At 71.1% G+C, this 13,643-nt stretch carries 14 protein-coding genes; all 14 read left to right on the top strand.

The window, feature by feature from the left end; translation table 11 throughout:
* The first annotated feature begins 78 nt into the window (after positions 1 to 78).
* The 14 genes from eutM to eutR all read left to right on the top strand — a co-directional run bounded on the left by eutM (position 79) and on the right by eutR (position 13,589).
* Entirely contained in the window at positions 79 to 372 is a 294-nt protein-coding gene (gene eutM, locus VV867_RS21125; RefSeq protein WP_109936393.1) for an ethanolamine utilization microcompartment protein EutM, read from the top strand.
* Positions 373 to 487: 115 nt separating this feature from the next.
* Positions 488 to 775, top strand: coding sequence for an ethanolamine utilization microcompartment protein EutN (gene eutN / locus VV867_RS21120; protein WP_328567474.1), 288 nt, complete (start codon positions 488 to 490; stop codon positions 773 to 775).
* Between the two features lie 94 nt (positions 776 to 869).
* Positions 870 to 2,291 carry an aldehyde dehydrogenase family protein gene (locus VV867_RS21115; protein ID WP_328567473.1) on the top strand — a complete coding sequence of 474 codons (1,422 nt, stop codon included), beginning with the start codon at positions 870 to 872 and terminating at the stop codon, positions 2,289 to 2,291.
* Positions 2,292 to 2,298: 7 nt separating this feature from the next.
* Complete coding sequence (gene eutJ / locus VV867_RS21110) at positions 2,299 to 3,135, top strand: ethanolamine utilization protein EutJ (RefSeq protein ID WP_328567472.1); 837 nt, start codon at positions 2,299 to 2,301, stop codon at positions 3,133 to 3,135.
* 1 nt (position 3,136) lies between these two features.
* Positions 3,137 to 4,336, top strand: a complete 1,200-nt coding sequence (locus tag VV867_RS21105; protein WP_328567471.1) for an iron-containing alcohol dehydrogenase family protein — start codon at positions 3,137 to 3,139, stop codon at positions 4,334 to 4,336.
* 44 nt (positions 4,337 to 4,380) lie between these two features.
* On the top strand, positions 4,381 to 5,637 hold the full coding sequence (gene eutH, locus VV867_RS21100; protein ID WP_328567470.1) for an ethanolamine utilization protein EutH: 1,257 nt from the start codon (positions 4,381 to 4,383) through the stop codon (positions 5,635 to 5,637).
* A gap of 10 nt (positions 5,638 to 5,647) precedes the next feature.
* Entirely contained in the window at positions 5,648 to 7,066 is a 1,419-nt protein-coding gene (locus tag VV867_RS21095) for an ethanolamine ammonia-lyase reactivating factor EutA (protein WP_328567469.1), read from the top strand.
* A 9-nt stretch (positions 7,067 to 7,075) separates the two neighbouring features.
* Positions 7,076 to 8,437: an ethanolamine ammonia-lyase subunit EutB gene (locus VV867_RS21090; RefSeq protein WP_328567468.1), complete on the top strand. Its 1,362-nt coding sequence runs from the start codon at positions 7,076 to 7,078 to the stop codon at positions 8,435 to 8,437.
* A 10-nt stretch (positions 8,438 to 8,447) separates the two neighbouring features.
* Complete coding sequence (gene eutC, locus VV867_RS21085) at positions 8,448 to 9,329, top strand: ethanolamine ammonia-lyase subunit EutC (RefSeq protein ID WP_328567467.1); 882 nt, start codon at positions 8,448 to 8,450, stop codon at positions 9,327 to 9,329.
* A 25-nt stretch (positions 9,330 to 9,354) separates the two neighbouring features.
* Positions 9,355 to 10,014, top strand: a complete 660-nt coding sequence (gene eutL / locus VV867_RS21080) for an ethanolamine utilization microcompartment protein EutL (RefSeq protein WP_009615714.1) — start codon at positions 9,355 to 9,357, stop codon at positions 10,012 to 10,014.
* Between the two features lie 13 nt (positions 10,015 to 10,027).
* On the top strand, positions 10,028 to 10,522 hold the full coding sequence (locus VV867_RS21075) for a BMC domain-containing protein (RefSeq protein WP_109933922.1): 495 nt from the start codon (positions 10,028 to 10,030) through the stop codon (positions 10,520 to 10,522).
* A complete protein-coding gene (locus VV867_RS21070; RefSeq protein WP_328567466.1) occupies positions 10,519 to 11,889 on the top strand; it encodes a 4Fe-4S dicluster domain-containing protein in 1,371 nt (456 codons plus the stop codon). Before VV867_RS21075 ends, VV867_RS21070 begins: the two co-directional genes overlap by 4 nt.
* Positions 11,874 to 12,422, top strand: a complete 549-nt coding sequence (locus tag VV867_RS21065) for a BMC domain-containing protein (protein ID WP_275628626.1) — start codon at positions 11,874 to 11,876, stop codon at positions 12,420 to 12,422. Before VV867_RS21070 ends, VV867_RS21065 begins: the two co-directional genes overlap by 16 nt.
* Before the next feature lie 108 nt (positions 12,423 to 12,530).
* Positions 12,531 to 13,589, top strand: coding sequence for an HTH-type transcriptional regulator EutR (gene eutR, locus VV867_RS21060; RefSeq protein ID WP_275628627.1), 1,059 nt, complete (start codon positions 12,531 to 12,533; stop codon positions 13,587 to 13,589).
* The last annotated feature ends 54 nt before the right edge of the window (positions 13,590 to 13,643 follow it).

Genomic DNA, 13,643 nt, shown 5'->3' with positions numbered 1-13,643 from the left:
CCGTCCGGGGGTAATGCGAGTGGCTAGCCACTCCGATGAGGCCCTGCGAAGGGCGATCGATTGTTCGAGGAGAGTGAGATGGAAGCATTAGGCATGATCGAAACCAAGGGCCTGGTGGCGCTGATCGAGGCCTCCGACGCCATGGTCAAGGCCGCCCGGGTGAAGCTGGTGGGCGTCAAGCAGATCGGCGGCGGCCTGGTCACCGCCATGGTCCGCGGCGACGTCGCGGCCTGCAAGGCGGCCACCGATGCCGGCGCGGCCGCCGCGCAGCGCGTCGGCGAAGTGGTGTCGGTGCAGGTGATCCCGCGCCCGCATTCGGACCTGGAGGAAGTCTTTCCGATCAAGCTGGCGGGGGATCGCCCGGTGGATTGAGCGGCTCGCCGCGACAGTCCGAGCGGTGCCTGAGCGCGCCCTGCGCGTGCCGGGCACCGTCACCGAGGATCCATGCGTACGCCGCGGGGAACGCGGCCCGACGAGGTAACAGGCGATGAAACTGGCGATTGTCGTGGGGCAGGTGGTGTGCACCGTGAAGCATCCGGGCATGGGCCTGGACCGGCTGCTGCTGGTCGAGATGCTCGACCGCGCCGGGCAGCCCGGCGGTGAACGGCACGTGGCCAGCGACTGCCTCGGCGCCGGCAACGGCGAGTGGGTGATGCTGGCCGGCGGCAGCGCCGCGCGCCAGGCCCTGGCCGAGGAACGCGCGCCGATCGACCTGTGCGTGGTCGGCATCGTCGACGAAGCGGTGCTCGACGGCAGCCTGCTCTACCGCAAATAGGCCCGCCCCCGGCGGTCATTCACGACAAGCGTCCTCCACCGGCCCGCGCCAGGTGGAGTGACCCGGCTCATCCCTGAATTCTGTGAGGCACGACGTGGACATCAACCCGAAGGAAATCGAACAGGTGGTCAAGGCGGTGCTCGCCTCCATAGGGGCGACCTCCACGGCCGGGGGTTCCGCGCCGGGCGCGACCTGCGCCCCCGGCGTGTTCGTCGAACTGGACGCCGCCGTGGCCGCCGCCGCGCAGGCGCAAAAAGCATTGCGCTCGGTGGCCATGCGCGACCGGGCCATCGCCGCCATCCGTGCCGCCGGCGAGCGCCACGCCCAGGAGCTGGCGGAGCTGGCGGTGGAAGAAACCGGCATGGGCCGGGTGGCCGACAAGGTCGCCAAGAACATCGCCCAGGCCCGCCATACCCCCGGCACCGAATGCCTGCAGGCGCAGGTGCTCAGCGGCGACCGCGGGCTGACGCTGATCGAGAACGCGGCCTGGGGCGTGATCGCCTCGGTGACGCCCTCGACCAACCCGGCGGCCACCGTCATCAACAACGCCATCAGCATGATCGCCGCCGGCAACGCCGTGGTGTTCGCCCCGCACCCGGCGGCCAGGCGGGTGTCGCAGCGCACCGTCAGCCTGCTCAACGAGGCCATGGTCGCGGCCGGCGCGCCGGCCAACCTCATCACCACCGTGCAGCGCCCGGACATCGAGACCGCCCAGCGGCTGTTCCGCTACCCCGGCATCGGCCTGCTGGTGGTGACCGGCGGCGAGGCGGTGGTGGAAGCCGCGCGCAAACACACCGACAAGCGCCTGATCGCCGCCGGCGCCGGCAACCCGCCGGTGGTGGTGGACGAGACCGCCGACCTGGCGCGCGCCGCGCGGGACATCGTGTTCGGCGCCTCGTTCGACAACAACATCATCTGCGCCGACGAGAAGGTGCTGATCGTGGTCGACAGCGTCGCCGACGCCCTCAAGGCCGAGATGCTCAAGCACCAGGCCGTGGAGCTGAGCGCCGAGCAGGGCCGGCAGTTGCTGCCCTTGCTGCTGCCGAAGGTCGACGAGCAGGGGCGCGGCAGCGTCTCGCGCGACTGGGTTGGCCGCGACGCGGCGAAGATCGCCGCCGCCATCGGCCTGCAGGTGCCGGAACAGACACGCCTGCTGCTGCTGGAGACCACCGCCGACCACCCCTTCGCCATCACCGAGATGATGATGCCGGTGCTGCCGATGGTGCGGGTGGCCAACGTCGACCAGGCCATCGCCCTGGCGCTGAAGCTGGAGGGCGGCTGCCACCACACGGCGGCCATGCACTCGCGCAACCTCGACCATCTGGACCGCATGGCCAACGCCATGGACACCAGCATCTTCGTCAAGAACGGGCCATGCCTCGCCGGCCTGGGCTTCGGCGGCGAGGGCTGGACCACCATGACCATCACCACGCCCACCGGCGAGGGTGTGACCTCGGCGCGGACCTTCGTCCGCCTGCGCCGCTGCGTCATGGTCGACCACCTGCGGATCGTCTGAGGCGGCCATGCAACGCGATCTCGAGCACTGGCTGTTCCCGCGCCTGGAGCGCGCCGCCTACTGCCTGGCGCACCCCGTGGCCGAACCGGGCGACCGCGGCCCCCTGACCCTGGGCATCGACCTGGGCACCAGCGACGTGGTGTCCATGGTGCTCGACGCCCAGGCGCTGCCGGTGGCGGTGCGCCTGGACTGGGCCGACGTGGTGCGCGACGGCGTGGTCTGGGATTTCTTCGGCGCGGTGAACCTCGTCCGCGCCCAGCTCGACAGCCTGGAACAGCAGCTCGGCGTGCGCTTCACCCGCGCCGCCACTTCCTTCCCGCCGGGCACCGAGCCGCGCATCTCCACCCATGTGCTGGAGGCCGTGGGCCTGGAGATCGCCTGCGTGATCGACGAGCCCTCGGCGGTGGCGCGGATGCTGCGCCTGGAGCGCGCCGCGGTGGTGGACATCGGCGGCGGCACCACCGGCGTGGCCGTGGTCCACGACGGCGAGGTGATCCACAGCGCCGACGAGCCCACCGGCGGGCACCACGTCAGCCTGGTGCTGGCCGGCCACCTCGGCGTGCCGCTGGAGGAGGCCGAACGGCGCAAGCGCGAGGAGGGTGCGGCGCTGTGGCCGCTGGTGCGCCCGGTGTTCGAAAAGATGGCCGACATCGTTCGCGAGCATCTGCAAGGCCAGGCCGTGGACGAGATCTACCTGTCCGGCGGCTCCTGCAGCCTGCCCGGCGTGCAGCCGCTGTTCGCCGCGGCCTTCCCCGCGCAGCGGGTGATCCTGCCCGCGCCGCCGCTGTTCACCACGCCGCTGGCCATCGCCGCCTGCGGCCTGCAAGCCCTGGAGGAACGCTGACATGCACGAGCAGGACGTCGGCCGGGTGATCCATCGCGCCCTGGACATGCTCAATGCCCGCGCGGTGCGCGAGTTCCGCGTGCCGCCCAGCACCTACATCGGCCCCGGCGCCACCGTGCGCACCGGCGAGGCCAGCGCGGCGCTGGGCATCCGCCGGCTGTTCGTGATGGTCGACGGCCGGCTGCACGAGCAGGGGCTGGACCAGGGCCTGCTGCGTTCGCTGGACGACGCCGGGCTGGCCCATGAATGCCTGGTCTACGCCGGCGGCGAGCCGCACAGCGAGGTGGTGGAGGCCGCCGGCCGGCAACTGCTGGCCGCCGATTGCGACGGCGTGCTGGCTTTCGGCGGCGGTTCGGTGCTCGACGCGGCCAAGGCCACCGCGCTGCTGGCGGCCAACCCGGAGCGCCGGGTGAGCGACCTCGGCGAGGGCCCGGCGCTGCGCCGGCGCATGCCGCTGATCGCCGTGCCGACCACCGCCGGCACCGGCTCCGAGGCCACCAACGTGGCGGTCATCACCGACAGCCAGCGGCACCTGAAGCAGGTGCTGGTGCACACCGACCTGATTCCGGACCTGGCGATCATCGACGCCTGCCTGACCCTCGGCGTGCCGCCGGCGGTGACCGCCGCCACCGGCATCGACGCGCTGACCCACGCCATCGAGGCCTACGTCGCGCCGAACGCCACGCCGCTGACCCAGGGCCTGGCCCTGCGCGCCGTGGCGCTGATCGGCGAGGCCCTGCCGCTGGCGGTGGGGCAGGGCGGCAACGTCGGCGCCCGCGAGTCGATGATGCTCGCCTCGTACATGGCCGGCATGGCCTTTTCCAATTCCGGCCTGGGCCTGTGCCATGCCACCGCGCACCCCCTGGGCGCGCGCTACGGCATCCCCCACGGCCAGGCCAACGCGCTGATGCTGCCGGCGGTGATGCGCTTCAACCAGCTCGTCTGCAAGCGCGCCTACGCCGAGATCGGCCACGCGCTCAGCCGCGAAAGCCTGGATGCCGAACGCAGCATCGCCGCGGTGCAGCGCCTGATCGACGAAGTCGGCGCCGCCGGCCGCGACCTGCAGGCCCACGGCGTGCGCCGCGAAGACTTCGCCACGCTGGCCGAGGCGGCCCTGCAGGACATCTGCCTGGCCGGCAACCCGCGCAGCGCCTGCGCGCAACAGATCACAGCGATCTACCAGGATGCCTGGCAGCGCTGACGCGCCTGCCGTGAAGGAAACGACGTTGTTCAGGAGTAGGTGTCATGAGCGTTAACGAAATCATCCTCTACGTGATGATGGTCTTCCTGCTGATCGGGGCGGTGGACAGGGTATTCAGCCAGTTCGGCGGCTCCGAGAAGGTCCTCGGCCGCCTCGGCCTGGGGTGGCTCGGGCGCGGCATCGGCGGCTCCGGCGGGCAGTTCGAGGAAGGCTTCATGGCCATGGGCGCGCTGGGCCTGGCGATGGTCGGCATCACCGCCCTGGCGCCGGTGCTGGCCAACCTGCTGGGGCCGCTGGTGATCCCGCTCTACGAGAGCGTCGGGGCCAGCCCGGCGATGTTCGCCGGCACCCTGCTGGCCAACGACATGGGCGCCTTCTCCCTGGCCAAGGAACTGGCCGGCGGCGACACCGCCGCCTGGCTGTACTCGGGGCTGATCCTCGGCGCCATGATGGGCCCGACCCTGGTGTTCATCATCCCGGTGGCGCTGGGCATCATCGCCCCGTCCGACCGCCGCTACCTGGCCCTGGGCACCCTTGCCGGGATAGTCACCGTGCCGCTGGGCTGCATCGCCGGCGGTCTGGTGGCGATGTACTCGGGCATCGAGGTGAACGGCGAGCCGGTGCAGTTCAGCCTGGCGATGATCCTCGTCAACATGATCCCGGTGCTGGCGGTCGCGGTGCTGATCGCCCTGGGCCTGAAGTTCTGCCCGGAGAAGATCATCGCCGGCTTCGAGGTGTTTGCCAAGCTGCTGGTGGGGCTGATCACCCTCGGCCTGGCCGCCGCGGTGGTGCAGTTCACCGTGGGCTGGACGCTGATCCCGGGGATGGACCCGATCTTCATGAGCGAGGGCGACGAGCCCGGCGCGGTGATGCGCGCCATGGAGGTGATCGGCTCGATCGCCTGCGTGCTGCTCGGCGCCTACCCCATGGTGCTGCTGCTGACCCGCTGGTTCGGCACCCCGCTGATGAAGGTCGGCGGCCTGCTGGGCATGAACAAGGACGCCGCCGCCGGCATGGTGGCGACCCTGGCCAACGTGATCCCGATGTTCGGCATGTTCGGCAAGATGGATGCCCGCGGCAAGATCATCAACTGCGCCTTCGCCGTGTCCGCCGGCTTCGCCCTGGGCGACCACCTCGGTTTCACCGCGGCGAACATGTCCGCGATGATCTTCCCGATGCTGGTCGGCAAGCTGTTCGGCGGCGTCACCGCGGTGGTGGTGGCGTTGCTCATCGCGCCGAAATCCGAACCCCAGCCCGAGCCGGTGGCGTTGCCCGACGCCGACCTGCAGCGGGCCGAGTAAGGGCACGGCCATGAGCAGGCGCGAGCTGCGCAGCGTCGGCATCGACGTCGGCACCACCACCACGCAGGTGATCTTCTCGCGCCTGGTGCTGGTCAACCGCGCCTCGCTGTCGCAGGTGCCGCACTACGAGTTCGCCGCGCGGGAGGTCACCTACGTCAGCCCGGTGGCCTTCACCCCGATCGACTTCGAGGGCCACCTGCGCGAGGACGAGCTGCTCGCCTTCATCCTCGACCAGTACCGCGCCGCGGGGCTGGAACCTGCGCAGGTGGAATCCGGCGCGATCATCATCACCGGCGAGACCTCCAAGGCGCGCAACGCGCGCCCGGCGGTGCTGCGCCTGGCCGAGCGGCTGGGCGACTTCGTGGTCGCCAGCGCCGGGCCGCACCTGGAGTCGGTGATCGCCGGGCGCGGCGCCGGCGCGGCGGAACTGTCCGCCGCCTGCGCCGGGCGGGTGCTGAACATCGACATCGGCGGCGGCACCGCCAACTACGTGCTGTTCGAGGCCGGCCGGGTGATCGGCTCGGCCTGCCTGAACGTCGGCGGGCGCCTGGTGGAGACCGACAGCCGCGGCGCATTGCTGCGCCTGCATGCGCCGGCGCGGGCGATCTGCCGCGAGCTGTTCGGCAGCGAGCCGCAGACGCTGTCCGGCGAGCAACTGCGCGCGCTGGCGCGGCGCATGGCAGCGCTGCTGTACGAGGTGATCGACGGCACGCCGTCGCCGCTGGCCCGGGAACTGCTGATGACCGAGCCGCTGCCCGCGGTCGGCCAGCTGCAGGCGCTGACTCTCTCCGGCGGCGTCGGCGAGTGCTACTACCACGGCGCGGACCAGGCGCCGTTCCGCTTCGGCGACATCGGCCCGCTGCTGGCCGCGGCGCTGCACGACGACCCCGGCTTCCAGCGCCTGCCGCTGGCCGAGCCGAAGCAGACCGTGCGCGCCACCGTGATCGGCGCCGGCGCCCACAGCCTGTCGCTGTCCGGCAGCACCATCTGGCTGCGCGAAATGCAGCTGCCGATGCGCAACGTGCCGGTGGTGCCCTGCGCGACGAACTGGGCCGCCGGCCAGGGCGAGGGCCTCGCCGACGGCTGGCGGCAGAACCTGCGGCGCATGGACCTGCGCGCCGACGAAGACCTCTACGCCCTGGCCCTGCCGGCGGACCTGCCGGTGGCCTACCGGGCCATCCAGCGCTGCGTGGACGAACTCACCGGCTTCCAGAGCCATGCAACCCAAGCCCATCCGCTGCTGGTGGTGGCCGCCCAGGACCTCGGCAAGGTCCTCGGCATGCTCCTGCAGCCGCGCCTGGCCGGCCGCGCCCTGGCGGTCATCGACGAGGTGGCGACCAGCGATGGCGACTACATCGATATCGGCAGCCCGTTGTTCGACGGCGAGATCCTCCCGGTCACCGTCAAGTCACTGGCTTTCCCTTCCTGAGGTGGTGTTATGAAGCTCAAGACCCAGTTGTTCGGCAAGACCTATCAGTTCAAGGACGTCAAGGAGGTCCTGGCCAAGGCCAATGAGCCGCGCTCGGGCGACGTGCTCGCCGGCGTGGCGGCGGCCACCGCGCAGGAGCGGGTGGCGGCCAAGCAGGTGCTGTCGGAACTGACGGTGGCCGACGTGCGCATGAACCCGGTGATCCCCTACGAGGAGGACAGCGTCACCCGGCTGATCCAGGACGGCATCAACGAGAGCGCCTACGCGCGCATCGCCCAGTGGCGCATCGGCGAACTGCGCGAGTACATCCTCGCCGACGACACCGGCGCCGACGACATCGCCTTCCTGCGCAAGGGCCTGAGTTCCGAGGTGGTGGCGGCGGTGGCGAAGATCTGCTCCAACGCCGACCTGATCTATGGCGCCAAGCGCATGCCGGTGGTGAAGAAGGCCAACAACACCATGGGCCTGCCCGGCCGCTTCAGCGCGCGCCTGCAGCCCAACGACACCCGCGATGACGTGCAGAGCATCGCCGCGCAGCTGTACGAGGGGCTGTCCTACGGCATCGGCGACGCGGTGATCGGCGTCAACCCGGTGACCGACAACGTCGAGAACCTCAGCCGCGTGCTGCACACCGTCTACGAGGCCATCGACAAGTTCGCCATCCCCACCCAGGGCTGCGTGCTGGCCCACGTCACCACGCAGATGGAGGCGATCCGCCGCGGCGCGCCGGGCGGGCTGATCTTCCAGAGCATCTGCGGCAGCGAGAAGGGCCTGCGCGAGTTCGGCGTGGAGCTGGAGATGCTCGAGGAGGCGCGCGCGGTGGGCGCCGAGTACAACCGCATCGCCGGGCCCAACTGCCTGTACTTCGAGACCGGCCAGGGCTCGGCGCTGTCCGCCGGCGCCCACCACGGCGCCGACCAGTTGACCATGGAGGCGCGCAACTACGGCCTGGCCCGCCACTTCGACCCCTTCATGGTCAACACCGTGGTCGGCTTCATCGGCCCGGAGTACCTGTACAACGACCGCCAGATCATCCGCGCCGGCCTGGAAGACCACTTCATGGGCAAGCTCAGCGGCATCTCCATGGGCTGCGACTGCTGCTACACCAACCACGCCGACGCCGACCAGAACTCCAACGAGAACCTGATGATCCTGCTCGCCACCGCCGGCTGCAACTTCATCATCGGCATGCCTATGGGCGACGACATCATGCTCAATTACCAGACCAACGCCTTCCACGACACCGCCACCATCCGCCAGCTGCTGGGCCTGCGCCCGGCGCCGGAGTTCGAGCGCTGGCTCGAACGCATGGGCCTGATGAGCGACGGCCGGCTGACCGCCCGCGCCGGCGATCCATCCATTTTCTTCTGAGGGAAGCGACATGCATCAGCAGCAGATCGAGGACATCGTCCGTTCGGTATTGAATGAACTCCAGGCCCGCCCCGCCAGCGCCGCGCCCCAGGCGCCGGCCACTGCCGGCAGCGCCGTCGAGGACGGCCTGTGCGCCTGGGACCTGGGCTCGGAGCAGGCCCGGCAGTGGATCGGCGTCGAGGCCCCGCAGCGCGCCGAGGTGCTGGAGGAATTCCGCAAGGCCACCGCCGCGCGGGTGTGCCTGGGCCGCGCCGGCGTGCGCCCGCGCACCCAGGCGTTGCTGCGCTTCCTCGCCGACCACTCGCGCTCCAAGGACACCGTGCTCAAGGAGGTGCCCGCCGAGTGGGTAGCCCAGCAGGGCCTGCTGGAAGTGCAGTCGGAGATCGACACCAAGGACCAGTACCTGACCCGCCCGGACATGGGCCGCCGCCTCAGCGAGAAGGCGGTGGCGACCCTGCTGGCCGAGTGCAGGAAGAACCCGCAGGTGCAGGTGGTGATCTCCGACGGCCTGTCCACCGACGCGGTGACGGTGAACTTCCAGGAAATCCTCCCGCCGCTGCTGGAGGGCCTGAAGAGCGCCGGGCTGGACGTCGGCACGCCGTTCTTCGTGCGCTACGGGCGGGTCAAGGTCGAGGACCAGATCGGCGAGCTGCTCGGCGCCCAGGTGGTGATCCTGCTGGTGGGCGAGCGCCCCGGCCTGGGGCAGTCCGAGAGCCTGTCCTGCTACGCGGTGTACAAGCCGACCCTGGCCGGCACCGTGGAGGCCGACCGCACCTGCATCTCGAACATCCACCGCGGCGGCACGCCGCCGGTGGAAGCGGCGGCGGTGATCGTCGACCTGGCCAGGCGGATGCTGGAGAAGCAAGCCTCCGGCATCGCCCTGAACCGCTGAGCCCCATCCTGAGGAGCAACCCGACATGAGCATTCTCGATCCGATCAAACCGAGCGTCACGGCCATGCGCCTGATCGCCTCGTTGCAGGAAGATTTCCGTCGTGAACTGAAGGTGGGCGAGCACATCCGCAGCCTCGGGCTGATCAGCGTCGACTCCGACGACGTCGCCTACATCGCCGCCGACGAGGCGACCAAGCAGGCCCAGGTGGAAGTGGTGTACGGCCGCTCGCTGTACGCCGGGGCGGCCAACGGGCCATCGTCCACCGCCGGCGAGGTGCTGATCATGCTCGGCGGCCCCAACCCCGCCGAGGTGCGCGCCGGGCTCGACGCCATGAACGAGGTGATCGAGGCCGGGCCGAGCTTCCGCTGGGCCGACGACGCCCACAGCGTGGCCTTCCTCGCCCACGTGGTGTCGCGCACCGGCAGCTACCTGTCGGCCGGCGCCGGCATCGCCCTGGGCGACCCCATCGCCTACCTGGTGGCGCCGCCGCTGGAGGCCACCTACGGCATCGACGCCGCGCTCAAGGCCGCCGACGTGCAACTGGTGACCTACGTGCCGCCGCCCTCGGAAACCAACTACTCGGCGGCCTTCCTCGCCGGCAGCCAGGCGGCCTGCCGCGCCGCCTGCAACGCCTTCTCCGAGGCGGTGCTGGAGATCGCGCGCAACCCCATCCAGCGGGCCTGAGGAGGTGAGCGCCATGATCGATGCCCTGGGGTTGCTGGAGGTCAGGGGCCTGGCCTGCGGCATCGAGGCCGCCGACGCCATGCTCAAGGCGGCGTCGGTGCGCCTGCTGCGCCAGGCCGTGACCAACCCGGCGCTGGTCACCCTGGTGGTGGAGGGCGACCTGGCCGCCTGCCGCGCCGCGCTGGACGCCGGCGCGGCGCTGGCCAGCCGGCGCGGCTGCCTGGTCGGCCGCAAGGAAATCGGCCGCCCGGAAGACGACACCGCCTACCTGCTGGGCACCCTGCTGGACGCCGGGCAAGACCCGGCGCCGCGCCCTGCGCCGGCGCCGGAGGAGGCGCTGCTCGGCCTGCTCGCCCGGCGCAGGCAGGGCTACAGCGCCAGCGAGGTGGCGGCGGCCTTCGACATCCCGGTGGCGCAGGCCCGGGCCTGGCTGGAGGGCCTCTTCGCCCAGGGCCGGCTGCGCCGCCGCAGTAGCCGCTACCGCCTGCCGGGAGGGGCGCCGCGATGATCGCCGTGCAGGCCCTGGCGCCCGACGAGATCCGCCGCCGGGTGTTCGCCGCCGGCGTGGTGGGGGCGGGGGGCGCGGGCTTCCCGACCCACGTCAAGCTGCAGGCCGAGGCGGAGATCTACCTGGTCAACGGCGCCGAGTGCGAGCCCCTGCTCAAGGTCGACCAGCAGCTCGCCGTGGAACAGGCCGAATGGCTGCTCAAGGGCCTGCTCCACGGCATGGCCGCCACCGGCGCGAAGGAGGGGATCATCGCCCTCAAGGCCAAGTACCGGGCGGCCATCGACTGCCTGCAACCGCTGCTGCCCGAGCGCGTGCGCCTGCACATACTGCCGGACGTCTACCCGGCCGGCGACGAGGTCATCACCATCTGGCTGGCCACCGGCCGGCGCGTGCCGCCGGCGGCGTTGCCGCTGGCCATCGGCGTGGTGGTGAGCAACGTGCAGACGCTGATCAACGTCGGCCGCGCGGTGGAACGGCAGCAGCCGGTGACCCACCGCACCCTGACCGTGAACGGCGCGGTGCGCCGGCCGCTGACCCTCAGCCTGCCGCTGGGCACGCCGCTGCGCGAGGCCCTGGCCCTGGCCGGCGGCAGTACCGTGGATCGCCCGGCCTTCATCAATGGCGGGCCGATGATGGGGCACCTGCTGGACGACCTCGACGAGCCGGTGAGCAAGACTACCGGCGGCCTGCTGGCGCTGCCGGACGACCACCTGCTGGTGCGCCGCCGCCGGCAGGGCATGGACTCGGTGCTGGCCATGGCCCGCTCGGTGTGCGAGCAGTGCACGCTGTGCACCGAGCTGTGCCCGCGGCACATGATCGGCCACGAGCTGCCGCCGCACCTGATCGTGCGCGCCACCAACTACCAGCACGTGGCGCAGCCCAGCGTGCTGCTGTCGGCGCTGACCTGCTCCGAATGCGGCATCTGCGAGGCCTATGCCTGCCCGGTGGACATCTCGCCGATGCGCCTGAACCAGGCGCTCAAGGCCCGCCTGCGCGAAGAGGGCGCCCGCTACCAGGGCGAACTGCGCGGCGCCGACCCCATGGCCGAATACCGCCTGCTGCCGGTCAGCCGCCTGGTCTCGCGCCTGGAACTGCAGGCCTACAACCACAAGGCGCCGCTGCTGGCGCAGGAACACCACCCCGCCGAGGTGTGCCTGGCGCTGTGCCAGCACATCGGCGTGGCCGCCCGGCCCTGTGTCGCCGTGGGCCAGCAGGTGGCATTGGGCGATTGCATCGCCGAAGTGCCCGAAGGACAACTCGGCGTGCCGCTGCACGCCAGCATCGCCGGCCGCGTGGCGGAGGTCGGCGACGGCCACATCCGCCTCGTCGCCAACCCGCCAGGAGAAGCTTCATGCACCACGCCATAGGCTTGATCGAACTGACCAGCATCGCCCGCGGCGTGCAGCTCGCCGACCTGATGCTGAAGAGCGCCGACGTGCAGCTGCTGGCGGCCAAGACCATCTGCCCCGGCAAGTACATCGCCATGGTCGGCGGCGAGGTCGCCGCGGTGCGCCAGGCGGTGCAGGCCGGCGCGGCCGAGGGCGGGCAGATGCTGGTGGACCAGTTCGTCCTGGCGAACATCCACGAGTCGGTGCTGCCGGCCATCAGCGGCGTCAACCCGGTGGACGAGCCGCGCGCGCTGGGGGTGGTGGAAACCTTCAGCGTGGCGGCCTGCATCGAGGCCGCCGATGCCGCGGTGAAGGCGGCCAACGTCACCCTGGTGCGGGTACACATGGCCTTCGGCATCGGCGGCAAGTGCTACCTGGTGCTGACCGGCGAGATCGCCGACGTGGAGGCGGCGGTGCGGGTGGCCTGCGCCAGTGCCGGGGAAAAGGGCCTGCTGGTGCACGCCATGACGGTGGCCAGGCCGCACCTTGACCTGTGGCAACACCTGCTCTGACGAATTCTCCACAGTGTGAGGCAGCCACAGAGCTACCCACCTGGCCGTGCCTTGCAGACGAAACCCGACCCGCTCGCGCGGGTCCCTGAAGTCATCGGGCAAGGCGTCATGTCGGACAAGAAAAGCACAATCGATCTGCATCACCTGTGGGCGTGCGAAGGCGCGCCGGGCGGGCTGGACGAACCCCTGGGCCACGGCGACGGCGTGCGCCGGCGGCAGACCGGCGACGTCTACGCCCACGCCTGCAACATCACCGCCTGGCAGCAGCTCTACGACCAGCTCGACCCCGGGCCCTTCCGCGGCGAGCTGACCGAGGTCTGGCTCGACGGCCTGCAGTTCTTCCGCGAATACACCAGCCACGCGCTGCACCAGTCCTGCATGGTCTGGCCCGGCGCCTTCTGGTTCGGCATCCCCTACGGCGACAAGGACGTCGGCTACATCGGCCGCGACTGCATCGACGCCCAGGCCATCGCCGTGCGCCCGGGCGGGCGCGAGTTCGAGCTGAGCACCCCGGACGACTACAACATCCTCGGCCTGGTGGTGGAGCGCGAGGCGCTGCTGGAGCACCTGGAGCTGGAGGAGTTGCGCCACCTCGGCCTGCTGCTGGAGGAGTCGCGCCTGCTGCAGGTCGAGCCCGGCGCCCGGCGGCGCCTGTGCGACTTCATGCGCGCCGCGCTGGCGCTGGCCCAGGTCGAGCCGCTGAGCCTGCGCGAGCCCGCGGTGGCGCGGCAGCTGAACCACGACCTGCTGCTCTGCCTGCTGGACCTGCTGCAGGGCGCCGAAGCGGCCCGCCACGCCTGTTCCCGCACCCTGCTGCGCAAGCACTGGGTGGTCGCCAGGGCGCGCGAATACGTGCTGGACAACCCCGCGCGGCCGGTGAGCGTGCTGGAGCTGTGCCGGCTCCTGCACGTCAGCCAGCGCACGCTGCGCAACTGCTTCCTGGACGTGCTCGGGCGCAGCCCCATCCACTACCTCAAGGCCGTGCGCCTGAACGCCGTGCACCGCGAGCTGGGCAGCCCCCACTCGCCCTACGCGACCGTGCAGGACGCCGCCATGGCCTGGGGGTTCTGGCACATGGGGCAGTTCGGGCGCGACTACCAGCTGCTCTTCGGTGAGCGCCCCTCGGCCACCCTGGCCAATCGCGAACGCCTGAGCGCGGCCTGGTAGGCCGCACCTCTTCCTCCCGGCGCGCCCGTGCCCGGCCCTTCGCGGTCCGGGGCG

The organism is Pseudomonas sp. JH-2, from assembly GCF_036231725.1.
GTDB classification, from domain to species: domain Bacteria; phylum Pseudomonadota; class Gammaproteobacteria; order Pseudomonadales; family Pseudomonadaceae; genus Pseudomonas; species Pseudomonas delhiensis.
Note: the sequence above shows the minus strand (reverse complement) of the source record. Positions and strands in the feature narration are given on the sequence as shown.

What these genes read in the sequence shown, in the direction of transcription:
- eutH (WP_328567470.1), top strand. Translation starts at nt 4,381, where the DNA reads ATGAGCGTTAACGAAATCATCCTCTACGTGATGATGGTCTTCCTGCTG.
- VV867_RS21070 (WP_328567466.1), top strand. Translation starts at nt 10,519, where the DNA reads ATGATCGCCGTGCAGGCCCTGGCGCCCGACGAGATCCGCCGCCGGGTG.
- VV867_RS21090 (WP_328567468.1), top strand. Translation starts at nt 7,076, where the DNA reads ATGAAGCTCAAGACCCAGTTGTTCGGCAAGACCTATCAGTTCAAGGAC.
- eutJ (WP_328567472.1), top strand. Translation starts at nt 2,299, where the DNA reads ATGCAACGCGATCTCGAGCACTGGCTGTTCCCGCGCCTGGAGCGCGCC.
- eutR (WP_275628627.1), top strand. Translation starts at nt 12,531, where the DNA reads ATGTCGGACAAGAAAAGCACAATCGATCTGCATCACCTGTGGGCGTGC.
- VV867_RS21095 (WP_328567469.1), top strand. Translation starts at nt 5,648, where the DNA reads ATGAGCAGGCGCGAGCTGCGCAGCGTCGGCATCGACGTCGGCACCACC.
- VV867_RS21075 (WP_109933922.1), top strand. Translation starts at nt 10,028, where the DNA reads ATGATCGATGCCCTGGGGTTGCTGGAGGTCAGGGGCCTGGCCTGCGGC.
- VV867_RS21065 (WP_275628626.1), top strand. Translation starts at nt 11,874, where the DNA reads ATGCACCACGCCATAGGCTTGATCGAACTGACCAGCATCGCCCGCGGC.
- eutC (WP_328567467.1), top strand. Translation starts at nt 8,448, where the DNA reads ATGCATCAGCAGCAGATCGAGGACATCGTCCGTTCGGTATTGAATGAA.
- VV867_RS21105 (WP_328567471.1), top strand. Translation starts at nt 3,137, where the DNA reads ATGCACGAGCAGGACGTCGGCCGGGTGATCCATCGCGCCCTGGACATG.
- eutN (WP_328567474.1), top strand. Translation starts at nt 488, where the DNA reads ATGAAACTGGCGATTGTCGTGGGGCAGGTGGTGTGCACCGTGAAGCAT.
- eutL (WP_009615714.1), top strand. Translation starts at nt 9,355, where the DNA reads ATGAGCATTCTCGATCCGATCAAACCGAGCGTCACGGCCATGCGCCTG.
- eutM (WP_109936393.1), top strand. Translation starts at nt 79, where the DNA reads ATGGAAGCATTAGGCATGATCGAAACCAAGGGCCTGGTGGCGCTGATC.